25 protein-coding genes, 1 rRNA gene and 1 pseudogene are annotated in these 22,814 nt (G+C 39.6%); 17 read left to right on the forward strand and 10 right to left on the reverse strand.

The features are described from left to right. Positions 1-112: 112 nt before the first annotated feature. Positions 113-715, forward strand: coding sequence for a YidB family protein (locus tag FTU66_RS05995; RefSeq protein ID WP_180112467.1), 603 nt, complete (start codon positions 113-115; stop codon positions 713-715). A gap of 137 nt (positions 716-852) precedes the next feature. Here the strand turns inward: FTU66_RS05995 and FTU66_RS06000 are convergent, their stop codons facing one another. The 5 genes from FTU66_RS06000 to FTU66_RS06020 all read right to left on the reverse strand — a co-directional run bounded on the left by FTU66_RS06000 (position 853) and on the right by FTU66_RS06020 (position 5,049). After that, the gene (locus FTU66_RS06000) at positions 853-1,911 is read right to left on the reverse strand and encodes a porin (protein WP_180112468.1); all 1,059 of its coding nucleotides are present in this window, start codon (positions 1,909-1,911) and stop codon (positions 853-855) included. 350 nt (positions 1,912-2,261) lie between these two features. Next, positions 2,262-2,675 carry an HIT family protein gene (locus tag FTU66_RS06005; RefSeq protein ID WP_178867793.1) on the reverse strand — a complete coding sequence of 138 codons (414 nt, stop codon included), beginning with the start codon at positions 2,673-2,675 and terminating at the stop codon, positions 2,262-2,264. 38 nt (positions 2,676-2,713) lie between these two features. Then, positions 2,714-2,983, reverse strand: coding sequence for a YARHG domain-containing protein (locus tag FTU66_RS06010; RefSeq protein WP_180112469.1), 270 nt, complete (start codon positions 2,981-2,983; stop codon positions 2,714-2,716). Between the two features lie 85 nt (positions 2,984-3,068). Further along, positions 3,069-3,941, reverse strand: a complete 873-nt coding sequence (locus tag FTU66_RS06015) for an NAD(P)-dependent oxidoreductase (protein WP_180112470.1) — start codon at positions 3,939-3,941, stop codon at positions 3,069-3,071. 13 nt (positions 3,942-3,954) lie between these two features. Then, on the reverse strand, positions 3,955-5,049 hold the full coding sequence (locus FTU66_RS06020) for an alpha/beta fold hydrolase (RefSeq protein WP_131261453.1): 1,095 nt from the start codon (positions 5,047-5,049) through the stop codon (positions 3,955-3,957). Between the two features lie 151 nt (positions 5,050-5,200). On the opposite strand from FTU66_RS06020, the gene FTU66_RS06025 reads away from it, so the two are divergent. The 9 genes from FTU66_RS06025 to trpB all read left to right on the forward strand — a co-directional run bounded on the left by FTU66_RS06025 (position 5,201) and on the right by trpB (position 13,008). Next, entirely contained in the window at positions 5,201-6,388 is a 1,188-nt protein-coding gene (locus FTU66_RS06025) for an O-succinylhomoserine sulfhydrylase (protein WP_180112471.1), read from the forward strand. Positions 6,389-6,419: 31 nt separating this feature from the next. After that, the gene (locus FTU66_RS06030; protein WP_004976621.1) at positions 6,420-6,749 is read left to right on the forward strand and encodes a YbaB/EbfC family nucleoid-associated protein; all 330 of its coding nucleotides are present in this window, start codon (positions 6,420-6,422) and stop codon (positions 6,747-6,749) included. Positions 6,750-6,759: 10 nt separating this feature from the next. Next, positions 6,760-7,356 (forward strand): recombination mediator RecR, encoded by a 597-nt coding sequence (gene recR / locus FTU66_RS06035; RefSeq protein WP_019837914.1) that lies wholly within the window; start codon positions 6,760-6,762, stop codon positions 7,354-7,356. A gap of 238 nt (positions 7,357-7,594) precedes the next feature. Continuing rightward, positions 7,595-8,737: an HRDC domain-containing protein gene (locus FTU66_RS06040; protein WP_180112472.1), complete on the forward strand. Its 1,143-nt coding sequence runs from the start codon at positions 7,595-7,597 to the stop codon at positions 8,735-8,737. 169 nt (positions 8,738-8,906) lie between these two features. Beyond that, complete coding sequence (locus FTU66_RS06045) at positions 8,907-9,215, forward strand: YcgL domain-containing protein (RefSeq protein ID WP_004976615.1); 309 nt, start codon at positions 8,907-8,909, stop codon at positions 9,213-9,215. 21 nt (positions 9,216-9,236) lie between these two features. Next, entirely contained in the window at positions 9,237-9,623 is a 387-nt protein-coding gene (locus tag FTU66_RS06050) for a hypothetical protein (protein ID WP_180112473.1), read from the forward strand. Between the two features lie 18 nt (positions 9,624-9,641). Further along, a complete protein-coding gene (locus FTU66_RS06055) occupies positions 9,642-10,493 on the forward strand; it encodes a MoxR family ATPase (RefSeq protein ID WP_180112474.1) in 852 nt (283 codons plus the stop codon). A gap of 14 nt (positions 10,494-10,507) precedes the next feature. Beyond that, positions 10,508-11,695 (forward strand): VWA domain-containing protein, encoded by a 1,188-nt coding sequence (locus FTU66_RS06060; RefSeq protein ID WP_178319350.1) that lies wholly within the window; start codon positions 10,508-10,510, stop codon positions 11,693-11,695. Between the two features lie 104 nt (positions 11,696-11,799). Next, the gene (trpB, locus tag FTU66_RS06065; RefSeq protein WP_180112475.1) at positions 11,800-13,008 is read left to right on the forward strand and encodes a tryptophan synthase subunit beta; all 1,209 of its coding nucleotides are present in this window, start codon (positions 11,800-11,802) and stop codon (positions 13,006-13,008) included. A gap of 96 nt (positions 13,009-13,104) precedes the next feature. Here the strand turns inward: trpB and FTU66_RS06070 are convergent, their stop codons facing one another. From FTU66_RS06070 to FTU66_RS06080, 3 genes are all read right to left on the reverse strand, one after another. Beyond that, complete coding sequence (locus FTU66_RS06070) at positions 13,105-13,539, reverse strand: CBS domain-containing protein (RefSeq protein ID WP_180112476.1); 435 nt, start codon at positions 13,537-13,539, stop codon at positions 13,105-13,107. Positions 13,540-13,658: 119 nt separating this feature from the next. Then, positions 13,659-14,033, reverse strand: coding sequence for a DUF2750 domain-containing protein (locus FTU66_RS06075; protein WP_180112477.1), 375 nt, complete (start codon positions 14,031-14,033; stop codon positions 13,659-13,661). 151 nt (positions 14,034-14,184) lie between these two features. Further along, positions 14,185-14,418 carry a hypothetical protein gene (locus tag FTU66_RS06080; RefSeq protein WP_004976599.1) on the reverse strand — a complete coding sequence of 78 codons (234 nt, stop codon included), beginning with the start codon at positions 14,416-14,418 and terminating at the stop codon, positions 14,185-14,187. A 219-nt stretch (positions 14,419-14,637) separates the two neighbouring features. On the opposite strand from FTU66_RS06080, the gene FTU66_RS06085 reads away from it, so the two are divergent. Together FTU66_RS06085 and FTU66_RS06090 are read left to right on the forward strand one after the other, a co-directional pair. Next, positions 14,638-14,997, forward strand: a complete 360-nt coding sequence (locus FTU66_RS06085; RefSeq protein WP_167845990.1) for a hypothetical protein — start codon at positions 14,638-14,640, stop codon at positions 14,995-14,997. 127 nt (positions 14,998-15,124) lie between these two features. Further along, positions 15,125-15,442, forward strand: a complete 318-nt coding sequence (locus tag FTU66_RS06090) for a hypothetical protein (RefSeq protein ID WP_004976594.1) — start codon at positions 15,125-15,127, stop codon at positions 15,440-15,442. On the opposite strand, the gene FTU66_RS06095 is transcribed toward FTU66_RS06090, so the two are convergent. After that, positions 15,339-16,985, reverse strand: a complete 1,647-nt coding sequence (locus FTU66_RS06095) for a pitrilysin family protein (RefSeq protein WP_180112478.1) — start codon at positions 16,983-16,985, stop codon at positions 15,339-15,341. The genes FTU66_RS06090 and FTU66_RS06095 overlap by 104 nt on opposite strands. A 12-nt stretch (positions 16,986-16,997) precedes the next feature. Beyond that, positions 16,998-18,344, reverse strand: coding sequence for a pitrilysin family protein (locus tag FTU66_RS06100; RefSeq protein ID WP_257222064.1), 1,347 nt, complete (start codon positions 18,342-18,344; stop codon positions 16,998-17,000). A 186-nt stretch (positions 18,345-18,530) separates the two neighbouring features. On the opposite strand from FTU66_RS06100, the gene ftsY reads away from it, so the two are divergent. The 5 genes and pseudogenes from ftsY to FTU66_RS06125 all read left to right on the forward strand — a co-directional run. Beyond that, a complete protein-coding gene (ftsY, locus tag FTU66_RS06105) occupies positions 18,531-19,637 on the forward strand; it encodes a signal recognition particle-docking protein FtsY (RefSeq protein WP_004976589.1) in 1,107 nt (368 codons plus the stop codon). 205 nt (positions 19,638-19,842) lie between these two features. Continuing rightward, positions 19,843-20,528, forward strand: a pseudogene (locus FTU66_RS06110) (nitroreductase family protein). Between the two features lie 258 nt (positions 20,529-20,786). Beyond that, positions 20,787-21,380 (forward strand): nitroreductase family protein, encoded by a 594-nt coding sequence (locus FTU66_RS06115; RefSeq protein ID WP_168542034.1) that lies wholly within the window; start codon positions 20,787-20,789, stop codon positions 21,378-21,380. Positions 21,381-21,592: 212 nt separating this feature from the next. Then, positions 21,593-22,255, forward strand: a complete 663-nt coding sequence (locus FTU66_RS06120; RefSeq protein WP_168460345.1) for a DUF2057 domain-containing protein — start codon at positions 21,593-21,595, stop codon at positions 22,253-22,255. Positions 22,256-22,700: 445 nt separating this feature from the next. After that, positions 22,701-22,814 (forward strand): 16S ribosomal RNA (locus FTU66_RS06125); the annotation flags it as partial.

Consider the following 22,814-nt stretch of genomic DNA (forward strand, 5'->3'; position numbering starts at 1 on the left):
TAATGATAATTAATTCACATAAATTTAGGATATTGCAAAATTTAACAATTTCAAGCGCGCAATTCAGTCAAAACTTCGTATGCTGTCATAAGGGCATTATGAGGAAAATAAAATGACCAATTTAAGCAATATTGTTGAAATTTTAGCAAAGCAGGCATTGGGCGCGAATCAGCAATCTAATCAATCTCAAGGCGGATTGGGTGGTATTTTAGGTTCGGTTTTGGGGCAACTTGGTGGTAATAACCAACAATCTGCGCAAGGCGGCTTGGGTGGCATTCTTGGTTCGGTACTAGGTCAGTTAGGTGGGCAACAACAGCGTTCTGCTACAGGTGCTTCAGGTACACAAAGTTTATTGATTGCAGTTTTGCCTTTGGTGTTGGCATGGATTCAAAAACAGGGTGGCTTGCAAGGTGCTTTGGATAAACTCAAAGGACAAGGCTTAACCAGTCAGGTGGATGATTGGGTGTCTACAGGCCCAGGTGAAAATGCGCATGTAGGTGCTGAACAAGTACAAAGTTTATTTGATGATGCCGATGTAGAGCAGGTCGCACAGCAAACTCAGGCGCCAAAGCAAGATATTTATAATGCGATTTCTGCAGTATTGCCGCAAATTATTGATTCATTGACACCACAAGGTGAGCAAACTAGCAAACAAGAAGCCAACGACGATATTCAACAAGTCATGAATTTAGTGTCTGGATTTTTTAAGCGTTAATATTGAAAAATTCAGCTTTGCAAAACTGACTTGAATAAACTAAGCCAGCAAGTTTGTTGGCTTAGTTTTTATTTGGTTTTTTAAGTATGCAAAAAACACGCCGAAGCGTGTTTTTATGTTTTAAGTTTGGTTCAGACTTAGAAGTCGTAACGGAAACCTAAAGAAAGAGCTGTTGAGTTTTCGTCTTTAGCACCTTTTACGGAGTTACCAAAGCTACGACCTTCTTTCCAAGGAGTAAGATCAGCATTTTTATCATTTAACATGGTTGCAAGGTTTGCGTATACACGTACAGCCTTGTCTAAACGATGTTCCACGCCAACTGCTAAAAGTGTAGAGTTTGCATCTTCGGTGTCAACGTCACGGTGGAATACCTGACCGCGTACATAAGTCTTCGGCGCAACTTTATAGTCAGCCGCTACACCAAATACTTGCACATCTGGGTTTGCAGTATCATTGTCATGTGTTAAATACTGGTATAAAGCACCTAAGTTAAATTCAGGTGTGATTTTATAAGCAGCTGCAACACGGAAGCCATCACGCTCACCACGACCAGCATCTTCTTCGTAGTGCTCATAAGCAGCAGCAAAATCTACTTTGCCTTCTTTATAAGTTAAAGCTAAGTCATAAGCTTTATCTTTATCTTTAGCTCCATCTTTTGCAGCATCAGGGCTGTTTTGTTCGTGCAGTGATAAAGCACCAGTTACGTTAAAACCACCGCCAAATTTAGGAGTTTTATATTCAATTGTATTGGCATTACGCTCGTCAAAACGTAAATTACCAGCACGGGTTACGTTACGGATGTCACCAACCATGTCACCGAAGAAGTTGACTGGACCACGTGCAGCTTTAAATGGGCTGTCGAAGCGACCTACACGCGCTTGACCAAAATCACCTTTTAAGCCTACAAAGGTATCACGAGTAGCAAACTCTAAATCATCATTTGCAGAGCCGCTAGCAAAGTTAATTTCTTGTTCGATTTGACCAAAAACAGTCATGCCGTTTTCTAATTTTTGTTCAGCTTTGAAGCCTAAACGTGATGAGTTAGAAGAAAGACCAACTTCGTTATAGTCTTTACCATCATCAAGATAGTCTAAAGATACGTGTGCACGACCATAAACTTTAACATCAGCAGCCATCGCTAATGCTGGTGTTAAAAAGGTTGCCCCAACTGCTAATGCGCAAAGCGTTTTTTTCATGTGTAGCTCCAATACAGACTATTGTTTTTTAGTCCTAAACATTGTTCAGAAGTAGGGTTGATCTACCGCTGTTCTCTATTGGTGCTAAGTATTCCTTACAAATGCGACAGTAATATTAAGGAAATATTTCAAAATTATTAAAAAGTACAAGTTAGATCAAAAACTTACTTTTATTCGCATTTTTTTAATGATTATATTTCTATTTATAGAAAAATATGTGAAATAAATAACTTAATTGCAAAGGGAAAGACATCTTAGTGTCATAAATGGTGGTATAAATGAATGAAGAAAGCTGAATGCAAAAAAAATGGAGCAGCTGCTCCATTTTTTGTATGACATTTTTGAAATATTTAAAGCGCTGCTTTAATTTTTTCCGCTTGAGCTTTAATTTTTTCTTGGTCGCCCATTTGTGCAGCATGTTTCCCAAGTTGATGAACTGATGTCGGAATTAAGTGAAAATGTACGTGGGGGACAGTTTGACCTGCGCTTGTACCTGACAATTGCATTAACACGATACCATCTACACCCAAAGCTTGCTGCATTGCTTTTGCAATTTTTTGCACAATTTGAATGGTATATGCTGCTGCATCTGCAGGTAAGTCCAGTAAAGTCACCGCAGGCGTTTTAGGAATCACAAGAGTGTGACCATCGGCTTGCGGCATGATGTCCATAAACGCAAGAACTTGGTCATCTTCATACACTTTAATTGCAGGAAGTTCGCCACGTAGAATTCTTGCAAAAATATTTTGATCATCGTAAGCCATTATGATTCCTTAAATTCAGCTTTGATATTTCAGAACGGTTATTTACAGTTCAGTTCTTTTTGACGTTCTTTGATTGCGTCAAGACGTTGTTGTTCTTTTTCAGAAAACTTAGGTTTGGTTGTATAGCAGTTGTCATTACCAAAACGTGCTTTAGCTTCTGGGTCTTTGAAGCAGAACCCTTTAGATGCATAAATAACATCGTGGTCATTTTTCAGTTTCTGACATTCTTGTTCAGATGCAAAAGCAGTTGAACTTGCCCCAATTAAAGTTACAAGGCTTGCAAATACGGCAATGCTAAACTTGTTCATAAGAGTTTCCTCTATTTAATGATGGTGTGACTAGCCACTTAATACACATTATTGGGTTTATGGCTGTATATTCAATGGCGAGTTCTTACTCTAGGGTAATATTACTCCATAATTCATACATTTTCACAGCAGTGGAAAAATCACTGTCTTTTTCTGCAGTTAAATTTGCCGCTTGAATCAGACTTTGAGTTAATGCCAGCACAGGTGCGGGCAAGGCTGCCTCACGGACTAAATCCAGTGCAATGCCTGTATCTTTGGCAAGTAAAGGCAGGGCAAAGGTATTTGGGAAAGCACGATTCAATACTCGTTGCGGTAAAATCATTTCTGTGACAGCACTTTTGCCACTCGAGGCATTAATGCATTGCAGAGCCTGATTTAAGTTTACGCCATGCGCTTTTAAGGTGGTAAAGCCTTCAGCTGCAGCACACAAACTCACTGCCATTAACATATTATTCACCGCTTTTACGGCAAAGCCAGCACCAGGTTCACCCACATGCTGAATCACTTTACCAAAAGCCTGAATTGCAGGTAGGGCTTTTTCAAAAGCAGCAGCTTTACCGCCAATCATGACTGTTAATGTGGCATTTTCTGCACCAATGGTTTGTCCACTTACAGGTGCATCTAAAAAGTCGATCTGTTGTGCTTCAAGTTGTTGTACCAATTTTTTAGCACTTTCGGGTACGCCACTGGTGCAATCGACCCAGACTGAACCTGCTTTAAGTTGAACTTGTGCAATCAGGTTTTCAACTTCGGTACTGGTGGGCAAGCAAGAAAAAATAATATCTGCTTGCACCGCTTGAGCCAATTCAACCGCTTGTGTGCCATATTCAGCAGCATGTTGCTCGGCTTTGGCAAAGTTACGATTCCAGACATAGACCGTATCAAAATGTTTAGGTAAATGGGCTGCCATGCGGTAGCCCATTGCGCCTAAGCCAATAAATGCAACAGATTGAATCATGTTTTTGCTCTCTTTATGCAATTTTGCTAGATCGTTGTTCTAACCAAGTGGTCAGTTTAGGCCAGAATTCATTGGCACTTTTTTGACTGGACATTAAACCCAAATGTCCACCTGGAATAAGAGTAAACGTGACATCGGTACTACTTGTCAATTCACATAAAGGTTGAGCAGCTTCAGCAGTGACAATTTGATCGCTATCACCCGCACCGACCAAAAGTGAACAATGAATATTTTTAAGGTCTATCTGATGTTGTTTGAGTTGAATATGACCTTGTTTGAGTGGGTTTTGCAGCCATACATTCAATACCATGTCCTGATTAATCCCACCCGGATAATCAATCATATTATTTAAAAAATTGGCTAAAGTTGCGTTTTCATGCAAGGTTTGTAAGTCGTGCAGATTCGACAGCATCTGTTTATTGCTTTCCAGCCATGCTCTAGGGTCTAAAATCTTAAAACCAATCGCATTGATTAAACCCGGTGTATGAATTAAATGCTTTGGAATTTTTCCTGAATAAAAGGCATGTTGCAATTTGGGATATTTAGAAATCAGTTGATTGGTCAGTTGAAAGAGTTTACCAACCCGCCCCGAAGCATAGCTATCTACAGGGCTACCCAAAACCATCAAGTTTTTAATATGAGTTGTTTGTTGGTCGGCGGTATAAAGCATGGCAAAAATACCCGCCATACTCCAACCATGTAGTGAAATTTGTTCGACTTTGGCGTGTTGTAAAATGAGTTGAATACAATTAGGGATTGCATCCTGAATAAAAGCCATAAAATTTAAATGACAATGTTGATAGGTCAATTGTCCCCAATCAACCAAATACACATCAAAACCGCTATGCTGAAAATGTTTCACTAAAGAGCGATAAGGATATAAGTCATAAATCGACATGGTAATTGCTAAAGGCGCAACAAAAACCAGCGGCTCTTTATATTGCTTATCTGGCGAAGCGTAATAGCGAATCTGCGCATACTTATAACGTGCCACGATGTCGTATGGCGTGGTCTGAGATAAGATCAAATCACGGCTTTTAAATAAGCGAGTGCTGAGGTTTTTAAGCTTTTTTCGGTGCGGATTAAATTTTCTTTGTAGCTGATTCATGAGGTGTTCCATCACACGTGGCGCCGATTTGAATGAAGTCTAAGCGATATTTATACATTTTACCTTGACCTTAAATGCGCTTGGCGCTCAAAATGTTGGCAATTATTTAACAAACAGGTCTTAGGACTAAGTTTAGGGCTGAGCAGTAAAGATGAGTCAACACGACGACATTGAATATCAATTAGATACTTTGGCAATTCGTACTGGACACAACCGTACAATTGAAGGCGAACACAGTGAGCCAATTTTCCTGACTTCATCATTTGTTTGTGAAAATGCTGCCGATGCAGCTGCAAAATTCTCAGGTGAAATTGAAGGCAATACCTATTCACGTTATACCAATCCAACTGTACAGGCTTTTGAAAAACGCTTGGCAGTATTAGATGGTGCAGAACGTGCGGTTGCGACAAGTTCGGGTATGGCGGCCGTTCATGCGATCACTTTGGCTTATCTTAAAGCGGGTGATCATGTAGTCTGTTCACGTGCTGTATTTGGCTCGATCATTTCACTATTTGAAAAATACGTGATGAAGTTTGGTGTCGATGTCACTTTTGTTGATTTAGAAGATTTAGACAGCTGGAAACAAGCCATTCGTCCAAACACACGTCTTTTATTTATTGAAACGCCATCGAATCCATTGGCACAAGTAGGCGATTTACAAGCCATTGCCGATATTGCACATGCAAATAATGCTTTATTTGCAGTTGATAACACCTTCTGTACCCCAGTTTTACAACAACCACTAAAATTTGGTGCAGACCTTATTATTTATTCATCAACCAAATATATTGATGGTCAGGGGCGTGCTTTGGGTGGTGCGGTTGTTGGTAAAGACAAGTTGGTCGAAGAAATCAACAGCGTTATTCGTACCTTGGGCAATTCATTAAGTCCGTTTAATGCATGGATTTTCTTAAAAGGTTTAGAAACTTTAAGCCTGCGGATGAAAGCACATTGCGCTAGCGCACAAAAACTTGCCGAGTGGCTAGATGCACATCCAAAAGTTGAAAAAGTGTATTATGCAGGTCTGCCGCATCATGCGGGGCATGAGTTGGCGAAAAAACAACAGTCTGGCTTTGGTGGTGTTGTATCTTTTGTGGTGAAAGGCGAGCGTGAAGGCGCGTGGACTGTGATTGACAACACACGCTTCCTATCTATCACCAGTAATTTGGGCGATGTAAAATCAACCATTACCCATCCTGCAACAACATCGCATGGCAGAATGACCCCAGAAGCCAAACAAGCATCAGGCATCAGCGAAGGTTTAATTCGTGTTTCTGTTGGCTTGGAAGATATTGATGATATTATTCGCGACATCGAGCGCGGTTTAGACCTCATTTAAAACTAAATAGATCATTTGTTCGGAGATTTTTATGAACATTAATATGTTGATGCAGCAAGCACAGCGCATGCAAAAAGAAGTGGAAAACAACATTAAAAAAGCCAAAGAAGAACTTGCGCAAACTGAAGTGCATGCAGAAGCAGGTGGTGGTTTAGTGAAAGTGACTATGACCTGCCGTAATGTGGTCAAACGCATTGAAATCAACCCTGAATTATTGCAAGACGATGCAGACATGATTGAAGATTTGATTGCCGCTGCAATGAATGATGCTGCCCGTCAAGCCGAAGCAATTTCTGAAGAAAAAATGAAGTCTGCAAACTCAGGCATGGGCTTGCCACCGGGCTTGGCTGGTTTATTCTAAGGAACGGCGTATGTTTAGTGATCGTTTTGATCAACTGGTACAAGCGCTACGCATTTTGCCAAGTGTTGGGCCAAAATCGGCTCAACGCATGGCATTGCACCTGATTATGAAAAATAGAGAAGGTGCAGTCGGTTTGGCTCATGCTTTGAACGAAGCTACTAGCTATATTCATGAATGTTCAATTTGTCACTCATTAACGGAAGATGAAGTCTGCAATATTTGCGCCTCACATGATCGTGATGCACACTTACTTTGCGTGGTGGAATCTCCAGCCGATGTCATGGCGATTGAGCAAAGCGGCAGTTTTCGTGGCAAATACCATGTTTTAGGTGGGCATTTATCGCCATTAGATGGCATTGGGCCTGACGAAATTGGTATTCCGTATTTGGTTCAGCGTTTAAGTGATGGCAACATTACTGAAGTCATTTTGGCGACCAATGCAACCGTAGAAGGTCAAGCGACAGCACACTATTTGGTAGAAGCAACCAAACATTTGCCTGTGCAGATGACCCGTATTGCGCAAGGTGTGCCGCAAGGTGGTGAACTTGAATATGTCGATAGTCATACTTTAAGTCAGGCGGTGCATAATCGGATGCGAATGAAATAAGCATTTAGGTGCTTATTTCATGTGAATAGTCATTTGATAAATCATCCACAAAAATGATTACTTGCCTTTAAAGCCAATAAAAAATCAAATTAAGATAAAAAACGATAAAAAATTTAAATTTTCACTGTATCGACTTAGAAATAAGATAAAAATTGAAAATACTGGACATATTTTTATAGCTAAATGCTATTTAATGTTTAAAATGAACCCCTAGAGAATCCTGTTTTACCTGCTCGCTATGTTCCAATTTATTCATCAACAAAAAGACTTTGAAAATGTCTTGGCATTAATGAGCCAAAACAGCATTTATGGTTTAGACACCGAATTTATTAAGGTTGATACTTTATGGCCAAAATTGGGTGTATTCCAAATTAATGTGAATGATCAGGTCTATTTGTTAGATGGCACTTCTTTAAATTTAAGTGCATTTTGGGAAAAACTGTTTCAAGCGCAGCAAAATATTTTTCATGCCTGCGGTGAAGATATTGATTTAATTTATCATTATGCGCAGCAAAAAAACTTAGATAACGTGTTTGATACCCAAGTTGGCATGTCATTTTTAGGGCATGGTTTACAAGTCAGTTATCAAAACGCTTTAAAAACCATGCTCAATGTCGATATTGATAAAGGGCAAACTCGCTCAGACTGGCTTGCACGTCCGTTGTCCGATGAGCAGTTAAATTATGCTGCCAATGATGTGCTGTATCTAATGCAATTGGCAGATAAGGTACAAACCGACTTAAAACAAAATTATTTACAGGATTTTGCACATGAAGATTGCCGCAATTTAACTCAGGAAATTGGTGAAGAAACACCTTTAGAGTTGTTGTATCAGGATGTGGGCAACTATCGTCATTCACGCCGTCAACTCATGCAATTGCAACAATTGGCCGTTTGGCGTGAGCAAATGGTAAAAGCCTTAAACCAACCACGTAGTTTTATTTTGCGTAATTCTACTATGCTGGACTTGGTCGAGAAAAATCCTAAAAATCAGTTCCAGCTCAGTACTATTAAAGATTTACGTGCGCATATTGTGCGTGAACATGGCAAAACTATTTTAGATTTAATTAAATATTTGCCTGATCAATCACAATGGCCATTACGTATGGCGCGACCAATTCGTCATTCTTCAAAAGAAGTGGGCGAAAATGTAGAACAGGTGATTCAACGCGCCGTACAGGAAACTCAAATTCCAAAAGAAGTTTTGCTGCGTAAAAAATGGCTCAATGCGCTTTATCAGCATGTGGTATTTCATAACGATGAGCAAGATTTGCCTAACTATTTGTTAGGTTGGCGTTATGAATTACTCACCAAGCCTTTAATTGAAGTTTTACATACCGACGAGCGTTATTTGTCTGGTCAGATGAAAGTTGCTGAATAAATCAAACCGATCCACATTTTAAATAAAGCCGTTTTTCACCTGAAAATGGATGAATTTTCACGCCATTCTTTGTTTGAGTGTAAACATAGACCAATGCGTTAATAATGGTTAATGTATCTCGGTTTTTTTTGTTGTATCCTTTGCCTGAGTTTTTAGAGTTTTGTTGTTTATGCACTGTTCAATTTATAAATCGAGCAAAAAAGATGAGATGTATTTATACATCGCCCGTCCTGAGCAAACTGAAGATCAAGCAGAAGCGTTTAACCCGCTAGAGGTTTTACCTGAGCCAATGCGAGTTGCATTTGGTCGTGCGACATTTGTAATGGATTTGCAACTGTCTGAAAGCCGTAAGTTGGCACGTGTGAATGTTTTGCATGTCATGGATTCTATTCAAACACGTGGCTTCTTTATTCAAGTGCCACCAGAAGGCTTAATTAACCCAAATGCCGTTGAACCAGAAGGTTTACGTGGTGCTTAAGCTTTATTCAGGAGTTGAGAAATGAATAGTGTGATGACTGGATTGGATTCAATTCCTGAAACTGCAATTGCTGTTTCTGTTTATTTGTTGGGGAGTGCCATTATTTTATGGTGCTGGTACGAAATTGCCAAACGCTTGCCCAATCCGTTAGGTGGTATCACTTGGATTGTGCTGTTTGCAATTTTACTTACCCCAACAGTATCAGAAGGCAGCAATGCAGCACTTGCCCCAGCCATCTTTGGACTTCTTTTTGGTGTTTTAACCAAAGAAACCCCATTGGTTTGGTCTAATTTATCTGCCATTTTATTTGTGATCGGTCTTGGCTTATTGATCGGTTATTTCTGGTCAAGATACCGTCTTAAACAAACGACTTATAAAGCCAAGAAAAATACCTCACCACGTAACTAAAACAATTAAGGTAAAATCATGTCTGTTGATGCGCAACAATTTTCGGGTACAGATCAGTACATTGCGACTGATAGTTTAAAACTTGCGGTGAAAGCCGCACGTGCTTTGCAAAAACCGCTTTTGGTGAAAGGTGAGCCAGGTACAGGTAAAACCTTATTGGCAGAGCAAGTTGCTAAAAGTTTGGGTTTAAAGTTGATTACATGGCACATTAAATCGACCACCAAAGCGCAGCAAGGTTTATATGAATATGATGCAGTGTCGCGTTTGCGTGATAGCCAACTGGGCGATGACCGTGTGTATGACGTTAAAAACTATATTAAACCCGGGAAATTGTGGGAAGCATTTACCAGCGAAGAACGCTGTGTGTTGTTGATTGATGAAGTTGACAAGGCAGATATTGAATTCCCAAATGACCTGCTACATGAACTCGATAAAATGTCGTTTTATGTTTATGAAACAGGCGAAACCATTACGGCAACACAACGTCCAATCGTGATCATCACATCAAATAATGAAAAAGAGCTGCCAGACGCTTTTTTACGTCGTTGTTTCTTCCATTATATTGATTTCCCAGATGAAGCGACCATGCGTGATATTATCGATGTGCATTTCCCGAATATTTCAAGCACATTGGTTTCAGAAGCTTTACAAGTTTTCTTTAAATTGCGCCAAGTTCCGGGCTTAAAAAAACCACCATCTACGTCTGAATTAATTGATTGGTTAAGCCTATTGATGGCAGATGACATGCCGGAAGATATTTTGCGTAATAGCGATAAAAGCAAAGCCATTCCGCCTTTATACGGTGCATTAATCAAAAATGAACAAGATGTGCAATTGCTTGAGCGTTTAGCCTTTATGTCGCGCCGTTAAGGGAGGACAACGCCATGTTCGTGCGCTTGTTTTATACCTTGCGACGTTACGGTGTACCTGTCACCACACGTGAATTGATTGACTTAAATCAGGCGGTGGCATCGGGTCTGGTTTTTGCAGATCAAGATGAATTCTATCAACTTGTTAAAACCGTCATGGTCAAAGATGAGCGTTTTTTTGACAAGTTTGACCGTGCCATGAAAGATTATTTTGATGGCATTTCCACTTTTGATTTAGATGATTTACTGCAGCAAGTTCATCAATTGCCTAAAGACTGGTTCGACTTAGAACTATTAGAAAAACATCTCACGCCAGAACAACGCGAAGAGCTGAAAAAAGCAGGTTCTCTAGAAGAATTGATGAAAATGCTGGAAGAGCGTTTACGCGAGCAGCATAAAAAGCATCAGGGTGGCAACCGTATGATTGGTACGGGCGGTACATCACCGTTTGGTGCTTTTGGTGATCATCCTGAAGGTGTACGCATTGGTGGGCCTGGACGTAAGCGTTCAGCTGTTAAAGTCTGGGAGCAGCGTCAGTATCGAAATTTAGACGATGAACAGATTTTAGGTACACGACAAATGCAATTGGCACTGCGTCGTTTGCGTAAATTTGCCCGTCAAGGTGCAGCTGAAGAATTGGATATTGATGGCACTATCCGAGAAACTGCCAAACAGGGCATTTTAGATGTGCAATTGGTGCCAGAACGTCGTAATCGCGTCAAAGTGTTGATGTTGTTTGATGTGGGTGGCTCGATGGATGCACACATCGCCCAATGTGAAAAACTGTTTAGTGCGGCCAAAACTGAGTTTAAAACCCTCGAATATTTTTATTTCCACAACTGTTTATACGACTATGTTTGGAAAGACAATTTACGCCGTAGCAGTACCCGTATGAATACGTGGGATTTATTTAATACCTATGGACGCGACTATCGGGTAATTGTGGTCGGTGATGCGAGTATGGCACCTTATGAGCTGAATTCGATTGGTGGTTCGGTAGAATATATGAATGATGAGGCAGGGCAAGTTTGGTTACAACGTCTGCGTCAGCATTTTGAAAAAACCGCATGGCTGAATCCTGAACAGGAAGGCTATTGGCATTACACACATACCATTGGTTTAATTCGACAAATTTTTGAAAATCATATGTATCCAATGACTTTAAAAGGCATTGAAGATATGACGAAATATTTGGCGCGATAAGCGCCATTTTTTCCATTAATTTTTTATCAATATCAGTTATTGCATGCATATTGATGAAATAGCAATACGATAAGCAACGTGAATTTCAATTTGAGGGGATCGAGATGGAACATCAAATTAATGGCATCGCATTACCGAATGAAGAAGGTTTTTTCGGACAATATGGCGGGCAGTTTATTCCACCGCATTTAAAAGAAGCCATGGATGAAATTAACCTTGCTTATGAAGAAATTCGTCATACAGCAGAATTTCAAAATGAATTAAAAGATTTATTTGCAAATTATGTAGGGCGCCCGAGTCCTTTGTTTCATGCAAAGCGTTTATCTGAACAGTTGGGTGGTGCGCAAATTTATTTGAAACGTGAAGATTTAAATCATACAGGTGCACATAAAATCAATCACTGTTTAGGTGAAGCATTGCTAGCCAAATATATGGGTAAAACCAAAGTGATTGCAGAAACTGGTGCGGGACAGCACGGGGTAGCCTTGGCGACGGCATGTGCGCTAGTGGGAATTCCGTGTGAAATTCACATGGGACAGGTGGATATTGAAAAAGAACACCCGAATGTGGTGAAAATGAAAATTCTAGGTGCCAACCTGATTTCAGTGACCCGCGGTACAGCCACTTTAAAAGATGCAGTGGACAGCGCTTTTGAAGAATATTTAAAAGACCCAAAAAACTTTATTTATGCGATTGGTTCTGTGGTTGGGCCACACCCATTTCCAAAAATGGTGCGTGATTTCCAATCTATTATAGGTGATGAAATTAAACTGCAAAGCCAAGAGCGTTTTGGTGTAAACCCAGATTATATCGTGGCATGTGTGGGCGGTGGTTCAAACGCAGTGGGTGCATTTACCGCATTCTTAAATGACCCAGAAGTTAAGCTTGTGGGTGTAGAACCTGCAGGTCATGGTTTAGATACAGATCAGCACTCTGCAACCTTAACTTTGGGTAAACCGGGTCAATTACACGGTATGGCGGGTTATGTGCTTGAAGATGAACAAGGCGAGCCATTGCCAGTACATTCAATTGCTTCAGGTTTGGATTATCCGGGTGTGGGGCCGCAGCATAGCTTCTTAAAAGACATTGGTCGCGTGGAGTATTCAACGGCAACTGACCAAGAATGTTTAGATGCCTTTATGACGTTGTCACGTGTAGAGGGTATTGTACCTGCTTTGGAAAGCTCACATGCGGTGGCGTGGGCATTACGTGAAGCACCAAAAATGGCAAAAAACGTGAAAATTGTGGTTAATCTTTCAGGTCGTGGTGATAAAGATTCAGACTATGTAGCAGAAAAATTAGGTTTGAATTAATTCTACTGAATATGAAAAACCGCCTAAATGTGTAAGTTTAGGCGGTTTTTTTGTTTATCTTTACTTTATATTTTGCAGGTTTTATTAAACAGTGACTTAGCTTGCAATATATTGTTGTAACTGCTCAATCAGTTTACGTTGATCATCCATAGTGGCTTTTACCAAGTCACCAATTGAAACTAGCCCCACTAATTGTTCATTTTCCAAAACAGGTAAGTGACGTAAGTGGTGATCAGTAATCAGGCTTAGACATTCTTCAACACTGGTGTTTTTGGTTACAGTCAAAACTTTTGCCGTCATAATTTCGCTCACCGTCGTGCCTTTAGAGGTTCGCTCCATCAAAATGACTTTACGGGTGTAATCACGTTCAGACAATATGCCAACCACATGCTGGTTTTGATCGGTCACTACCAAAGCACCAATACCTTTATCTGCCATGAGGCTAATTGCTTCTAAAACGGTTGCTTCTGGGTGGATTGTGTAAATTTCGTGATGTGCTTTATCTTGTAAAACGTGAGTTACCTTGGTCATATTATGTGTCCTGTTTTGTTGTTTATTGTTTGACTTTTAAAGTAACGTGAATTGTAAAAATTGCAAATACTTTAGAGTCACAATCGTTGATTTTTACGTCAATTCTATCCTGTTTAGATTTAAGCAATATTTAAAATGGGCTGATTAAAAAAGAAATGTTTCATTTGCGATGTGGTCAATTTTATCTTTTGACTCGATGAACCATGCAGCGTAGGGGTAACATTTAAACGGGTGAGCGTAGGCAATAAAAAGGTTTCAAAATCCTGTGCAGAAATTTTGCGTGGGCTGTATTGTGGCCAATGTTTAGCAGCATATTTATGCGCTTGTACCGCATTTAACCAAAAAGGGAAAATATAATCATCGTGATCTGAACTCATTGCCCAACCTTGATGGAATAAACCCCAAAGTACACCGCAGTACATCATTGATTTTAATAGTGTAACTTTAAGCAGAAAATCCTTTGGTAAAGGGTGGAGTTGGTTAATCTGATTCATAATCAAGCAAGGTTGTAAAATTTGGCTATATTGTAAAAAGAATTGATGAATATACCGTTTAAGCTTTGCTTAAAATCGTAAACAAATATGTATTTATGGTTGGAGCATCTAAAAAAAGGGTCAAAAAAAACGCCACCTAAGTGACGTTTTATTATGCTTGCATGGTGGCCATGTTTTGCCAGTATTGCGCTTTCAATGAATCACGTTCTACGCGGAAACCTTGATAATACAGTTCTGCTAAGAACATTGCCGCTTTACCATGTCCTGCACGTGCAGCTTCTTCGAGTTGTTTTACCGCGTCTTGGAAGTTCATTTGTGAATGAATCGTGTTTACTGCATTTGCATAAACATGCTCTAAGTCATGGTGAGAGATCGTTTGAATCATATTAAACTCCTTATTGTAATTATGATTACTTATTTAAGCCTACCTTTTAGGCTTCATATCAATTTAACGCTTTATTGTTAAACTAATATTACAATTTGATTGAATTGTCAAATAATTATCGGGGTTAATGAGCATATTTCAAGTTTACATGATTAAACATTGAACAAGTTTAATTTTGATTAAACTAAAGCTCTAAGCATGATAAAAAAGGAGAACAACATGACAAGATCCGTAGACGGATGTGCTTTTGATGTACCTCCATTGACTTCTCAAATTATTGAGTTGGCACATCATCACCGTAAAAAACTAGATGAGGCAATTTTCCGTCGAGATGTTCATTTAGGTGAATACTGCTTGGCGCAACGTAAACGTGTGGCTGATTTTGCCAAAACTTTAGAGCGAAGCGATCGCATAGAGTTTTACCGTAATTATGATGGTGAATTACTCCGTATCGCCGATGAAGATGAACTGCATCCTGCTGAAGCAGAGGGTGGTGTCAGTGTATTTGCTATTTTCTTGGTGCTTGCAGTCATTGCATTGGTTTTATACTTTGCGGTAATTCGTGGCACCATTGGCTAAAGCTAAATGCTTTGTAGAATTTGTAGAAAAAGGCTCAATTTTTACTGTGACGATACAGTAAAAATTGAGCTGTTTAACTTGTACATCTCATAAGGGCATCCTACACTAAGGCGATTAGAGGTAGGTCATGCACAACGCAATTCAAAAAACGATTCAATTTATTTCTCAACTGAAACTCGAGCAAATTTATAATATTGTTGTGCTGAGTATTATTTTTATTATTTTAACTTTGGCAAGTGTTGCGCTTTATCGCCCAGTTGGGGTGCAACAATTTCAAAATGTTGAGCGTTTGTCACAACAATCCATGTATGCCAATACCCAAGACATGGCAGTTCATTTACTCAATCAACGTCCGATTCGTTATGTGCATTATTTAAAATTGATGCAGGCACATCAAATGGAACAAGATCGGGCTCAACAACTTCCTGCATTGGTGCAAGAGTAGTCTTCTCGGTTGGCATAGTATTTATCTTGTGCTGTGTCGGCGTTAAAAATGTTGGCGCGAGTAAATTGTCCTGCAGCATTTTTTCCAATGTGGCTTTATCTAAATGTTCGCTCACAATCACCAAAGTTAAACGATCAGGCTGTAAATGTTTTTGAATCGCACGTTGCACATCTTCTGCGGTGATTTTTTCCACTCGTTCTGCATAATCACTTAAATAATTTGCAGGAAGTCGATAAAAACCGATGTGCCCAAGCTGGGCATTAATACTGGCATTGCTGCTGTATTGATTTGGAAAAGCACGGATTAAACCCGCCTTGGTTTCTTGAAGTTGTTTAGCATCTATCGGTTGTTGCACGAAATTAATCAGTGCTTGATGCGCCACTTGAATGCTTTCAATCAATTGATCTTGACGCGTAGCATAGCCTAAGCTAAATAATCCAGTCGCTTGAGTAAAACGAAACGAACTACTGACAGCATACGTTAGACCACGTTTTACCCGTAATTCTTTCATTAAAATTGAGTTGAAACCGCCACTGCCTAACATTCGATTGGCAATTTCCAAAGCTAAATAATCAGGGTCATTACGAGTGGTCGCTAGCTGTGCGATGCTGACATGCGCTTGTTGTGAACGGTATGGAATATGCTGAATGTTAAATGTGCTTGCAGCTACGGGTAGGGGCAGTGCGGTGGCGGCTTGACCTTGTGCTATATGTGAGCTGATACGATTCGCCAATTTTTCTGCTTCTTTTAAATTTAATTTGCCTGTAATGGCAATATTCATGTTCTGCGCAACTAAAAACTGATCTCTAAATTTCTGCAAATGCTGTGGTTGAATACGTTTAATGCTGCCATTGGTTCCTGTAATCGGTTCTGCGTAGGGATGTTTAGCATAAATTGCCCGATACAGACGAATATTCATTAAACGGCTTGGGTTTTCTCGTAGTTGTTTTTGGCCAATTTGAGTATTGGATACAACACGCTGAATATTTGAAGGTTCAAAGGTTGCGTGTTTTAACAGCGTGAGCATCATTTCAACGGCAGTGTGCATTTTATCTGGGTCAGACAGCGTTCTTAGACGTACCACAAACATATCCCGATAGGCTGTTGCACTAAATCGAGCGCCGACGTTTTCAAAAGTGCTTGCAACCTCTTGTGCTGTATAACGTGGAGTACCTTCATCTATAAGTTGCGCTGCCATATTGGCAAGTCCATACAGCCCAGATTCAACTTCGCTATCTCGTGCGGAACCTGCATTGAAGGTTAATTGAATATCTACCATTGGTAATGCAGTATTTTCTACAAATAGGCTGCGTACTTGTTTTCGAGTTCTAAAATCGTGTACCTGTGGTGCATGGGTATCTGGTAATTCATTCACCGCATTTAAGCTGTGCAATAGATTTTGTGATTGTAAAGGCGCAACCAAACTGGGTTCTGAAAACTCATGTGGCACAGTTGTGGCAACATCTATTTCCATCGCGAAAGTGGCAAATGGCACGCTAAGTCCTAAGGTGAAAATAAAAGAATGAAATACACGATTTTTCATGAATATGACCGTTTAAGGATTAGCGTTTGTGGTGCTATTTTTAGGTAGTAAATATAGCGTGCTCAGGTTGTCTTTAATCAAGTAATGCCTAGCAACCCGTTGCAGGTCTTCTGCGGTAATTGCCTGAAATTGTTGTGGTAGTGCATCCATTAATTTATGGTTTAAACCATTCACTTCTAAGTTGCCAATCATGCGAGCCTGTCCTGCAAGATCATCCTGACTATAAACCCAATTGGCAATAAACTTAGTGATCACTCGTTCAATTTCTTTTTGCTGTACAAGTTCTTGTTTGAGCATTTCAATTTCTTGCTGAATAGCTGCTTGAGCCTCATTTAACTCAATGCTTGCTGCGGGTAACGCAGAAATACTAAATAAAATATCGCCACGTTGGTATGGGTCATAACTGACGCTGACTGAGGTCAAAACTTTACGCTCACGCACTAAGCGTTGTTCTAAACGTGAAGTAATGCCACCATCCAATAGTTGTTTAATAATGCTAAGCGCATAGGCATCTTGAGGTTTTTTGACCGTAGCTAAAGAGCCAACATTCCAAGCCATATATAAGTTAGGTACTTGTACGGAGCTATTCAGTTCCATGTGACGATACCCCAACTGTTCAAACTCTAAAACATCGTTGCGTGGTGGAAGAGGTGTAGCAGCAATATCGCCAAAGTATTTTTGCACTTGCAGCAAGGCGGCTTGGGTTTCCACATCACCCACAATCACCAAAATTGCATTATTGGGGCGATACCATTTTTTGTACCAGTCTTTTAAATCCTGCAATTGAATATTTTGCAGGTTTTTCATGTGCCCAATAATTGGTTGGCGATAATGGCTAGTCGGATAAGCAATCCATTTAAAGCGTTCAAATGCCAAAGCTCGAGGATTATCATCGGTACGTTGGCGCCGTTCTTCCATTACCACTCGAATTTCCGGTTCAAAATCTTGCTGACGTAGTAATAGGTTACTCATTCTATCCGCTTCAAGTTCTAGGGCTAAAGGAAAATAGGCTTTGGGATAGAGCTGATAATAATTCGTGTAATTGGTAAAGGTTGCTGCATTGACACTGCCACCATAAATACGACTTAAACGGGTAAATTCATCATTCGGCACCTTGGCTGTACCTTTAAACATCATGTGTTCAAGTACGTGCGAAATCCCAAGTGTATTTCCGGACTCATCGCTACTGCCCACTTTGTACCAAATTTGAGTCATCACCATGGGAGAACGATGGTCTTCACGGATAATGACTTTTAAACCATTGTTGAGTGTGGTTTCAAAAGTGTTATTCGCAGCTAAAACTTCAGCATGGCTAATCGAAGCTGTTAAACCCCAAAGCAACGCACAAACAGACTTCATCGAAAATTGGAACATAAGCAAGTGGAGATCAATCGTTATCGGCTTATCTTTCAGAAATTAAAGCGGAAAGGCAAGGATTGCTGTAGGTATTTTTTGTATGCGGCTATGTGGTTGGAATACGAGGTAAAAGCAATTGGTTTATGTTAGAATCCGATTTTTTAACGCAATGCTTTTCAAGGATTCGGCATGCAACAGCAATCTAATGGGCAAAATAAATTTTTGATTGATGCTGATATCGGAGATGATGATGTCACATTACCGAATTTACCAGCGGTAAATATTCCGATTGTTGAAACAACACCTCTACAACAAGCAGAAACCTCTGAACATGCTGCAGAAACATCATCAGACACGGATGCGCCTGCGAAAGGTGGTTTCTTTAGTCGCATGAAAGAAGGGTTAACCAAAACCCGTAAAAACTTTGCCGATGGCATGGTGAATATTCTGATTGGCGGTAAAGAAATTGATGATGAATTATTAGAAGAAGTCGAAGAACAACTGTTGGTTGCAGATATTGGTGTAGATGCAACGAAAACCATTATTGCCAATTTGACCGAGCGTACTGCGCGTGGCGACTTAATTTATTCACATTCTTTATATAAGGCTTTGCAAGAAGAATTAGTGGCTTTGCTTGCGCCACGGGTAAAACCTTTACATATTGATGCCAATAAAACCCCTTATGTGATTTTAGTCGTGGGTGTGAATGGTGTAGGTAAAACCACAACCATTGGCAAGTTAGCGAAACGCTTACAAGGCGAAGGTAAAAAAGTCATGTTGGCCGCAGGGGATACTTTCCGTGCTGCAGCGACAGAACAATTGCAGATTTGGGGTGAGCGTAACGATGTTGCCGTTGTTGCACAAGGTCACGGTGCAGACAGTGCTTCTGTTATTTTCGATGCGTTTGAAAGTGCGCGTGCCAAAGGCATTGATGTGTTAATTGCAGATACTGCTGGACGTTTGCATAACAAAAGCAACCTGATGCAAGAATTGACTAAAGTTAAGCGTGTGATGCAAAAAATTGATGCGACTGCACCGCATGAAGTGATGTTGGTTGTGGATGCAGGCACGGGTCAAAATGCCATTAACCAAGTTGAAATGTTTGATGAGGCTGTTGGCTTAACAGGCATCACCATCACTAAACTGGACGGCACTGCAAAAGGCGGCGTGTTATTTAACATTGCAAGCCGTAGCCATGTGCCAATTCGCTTTATTGGTGTGGGTGAAAAAATTGATGATTTACGTCCATTCTCAGCCAAAGCATTTGTTGCAGCACTGTTTGAAACTGAAAAATAAGTTTTGAATTAAGTTTTAAAGCTAAAATGTAAAATGCTGTAAGTTTCACACAAACTTCGCAAAATGCGGAGTTTGTTGTTTTTAGCGGGTTTGAGTGTTGTAAAAAGCAGCAGCTAAAAATACGAATGTGAATAAATCCACAGGAGTCTATATAGAATAAGAAAAAATATTCGCTTGTTTTAATTGATTTTTTGGGGAAGTTAAAATGACATTGCTAAATAAAATTGGTCATGTGCTTACAGCAGATATCACCAAAGATTTTAAACTCAAGAAAAAAACAATTCAGGATGGCCATGAGCTAACTTTCATTGATCAATTAAAGAAACGCCGTAGTATTTATGCTTTAGGAAAACGTATTCATTATAGCCAAACCTATATGACTGAATTAATTCAGGAAGCAGTGCGTAGTTGTCCATCTGCGCATCATTCACAAAGTACACGTGTGGTGATCTTATTTTCTGAATCGCATCAAAAATTTTGGAACATTGTGCAGGACGTACAGCGTAAATTTGTACCCGAACAATTTTTTGCAGGTACGAAAATGAAAATTGAACAATGTGCTGCAGCTTTTGGTACGGTATTGTTTTATGAAGATCAGCAAGTGATTCGTCAGTTACAAAAGAAAGTACCTTTTAATGCAGCTGAGTTTCCAGTTTGGTCAGAACAAACTTCAGGCATGGCACAGTTTGCGGTATGGACAGCTTGGCAGATTCAGGTATTGGCGCATCACTACAGCACTATAACCCGAACATAGATCTTGCTGTGGCTGCTAATTTTGATATTCCTGATACTTGGTTGCTGCGTTCACAACTTGTTTTTGGCTCAATTGAAGAACAAGTGCCTGAACGTAGTCATGCACATTATCAAAATCAATTTAAAATTTATGCTTAAACTTATTTATGATATTGATTTAAATTGAAATAAATTTCTTTTTTAGTGATGGTGTAGTGTGTTCTTATAGGGGCTTGATTAACCAAAGTAGTGCAAACTATTTTGGGGTAATCAGCAGGTATTTAGTAACTTTATAAAACTATAATCGTTCTATACATAAAACACACTGTCGTATTTTTTGTAATGTTTAGGCTAAATAAACTGCTTAATATTGCTGTATCAGTAAGTTGCTACCAAAATTCTTAAGAGGAATAAAAAATGTCATTTTTAAATCAATTAGAAAAACGCCGTTCAATCTACGCTATTGGAAAAAATGTTCCTGTAGATCAAGCAACGATTGAAAATACAATCAAGCAAGCGGTTCGTTTAAGTCCATCTGCATTTAACTCACAGTCTTCACGTGTAGTGACTTTATACGGTGCATCACATACTCAGTTCTGGAATATTGTTTTAGAAACTTTACGCAAAATGGTTCCTGCTGAGGCTTTTGCAAATACCGAAGCAAAAATTAACAGCTTTGCTGCAGGTTTTGGTACAGCATTGTTCTACGAAGATCAAAATGTTGTAAAAGCCTTGCAAGAGCAGTTCCCACTTTATGCAGATAACTTCCCAGTTTGGTCAGAACATTCAACTGGTATTGCTCAAGTTGCAGTATGGACTGCATTAGCTGAAATCAATGTAGGTGCATCATTACAGCACTACAACCCAATTGTAGATGAAGAAGTGGCACAAACTTTTGAAATTCCTGCGAATTGGAAGCTACGTGGCCAATTGGTATTCGGTTCAATTGAAGCACCTGCAGGCGAAAAAACATTTATGGATGATGCAGAGCGTTTTAAAACTTTTAACTAAGCTTTAAGCCTTTTCAATCCATAAGTAAAAGTAGGGTGATCATTCATCCTACTTTTTTATTTTTAAGCATTGTCAAAAATATGAATGGAATGTAAGGGGGGATTTAAAAGTCACATTTACATGAAAATTACAGGGATTACTTGCTGTCATAAAACTGTCATTTATACATTGCATAGTGCAATCAAACTTTCATAAATGATATCGAGTGAAAAATGACGTTAAAACTTGGTGTGGCGGGTCTAGCATTAATGGCTTGCAGTTCAGTATTTTCAGCAGTCACTATTTCTGTTCCTGAAGAAATTAAATTGCTGGCTGTGAATGATCAGGAAGTACGAGCAGGCTTATTCCGTTCTGCGCAGCAAGTGAAAGTGAATGCAGGCGAAAATACAATTAACTTGCGTTATCAGCAATATTTTGAACATCATAATGGCGCACACGATATTTTAAAATCGGGTGTGATTCAGCTTAAAACACCAGTGTTGCAAGATGGTGAGAACTATCGACTCGTTTTAGTGAATCCACCAAAAGACTTTGAAGCAGCTAAAGAATTTAAAGATCAACCGACTGTGGGCTTATATAATCAAAAAAATCAATTATTGGTTCAACAAACGGGTGCTAAAGCAAGCACAGGTTCGTGGTTAAGTGGTAGTTTGTTTGGCAAAACCGTAGATGCAACTGATCATACGCAAGCACCGGCCAATCAACCTGCGGCTGTTTATACAACTGCCGCTGTCTTAGCTACAGAAAACACACCTTCAGTTAAGACTGCACAGAAGCCACAAGGCAAAGAACAGCAACTTATACAAATTTGGCAGCAGGCCAATAAGGCTGAGCGACAAAAATTTATGTCGTGGCTTGCAGAACAGGCAAACTAATTTAAATTTACAACCAGTTCAACAGAACTGGTTGTTTTCTACTATGGGCTAAAAAGAATTTATTTGAAAAACCAATTCAAATCACATAAAAATTTAACCTAAAAGATGAAATACATGATAAAACTATTAAATACGCCTAAAGTTTAGGCGAGTGATACTTTTTTTCAAAAAAACCTAAAAAACATATTGCGTCTATTTGAAAACTGTATAGAATACGCAGCACACCAACGCAACGTTGTTTGAGTTGGGCTGTTATTGACGAAATAACAGCAAGATCATTAAGAGATTATGAAGAACAACTTGTGTGGATTTTTACTGATTGATTAATCGAAATATTATCATTGATTAATTGGTTTAAATTACTCGAAGTTTATTTGAGCGAAATTTAAGTCAGAAAATTGATGAGCCAGATTTGGAGCCTTAGATTAAAGGTTCAAAATGATTTTAACTGAAGAGTTTGATCATGGCTCAGATTGAACGCTGGCGGCAGGCTTAACACATGCAAGTCGAGCGGGCGAGGTTGCTTCGGTAACTGAGCTAGCGGCGGACGGGTGAGTAA

This window comes from Acinetobacter sp. YH12131 (genome assembly GCF_013418635.1).
Taxonomy (GTDB): Bacteria; Pseudomonadota; Gammaproteobacteria; order Pseudomonadales; family Moraxellaceae; genus Acinetobacter; species Acinetobacter towneri.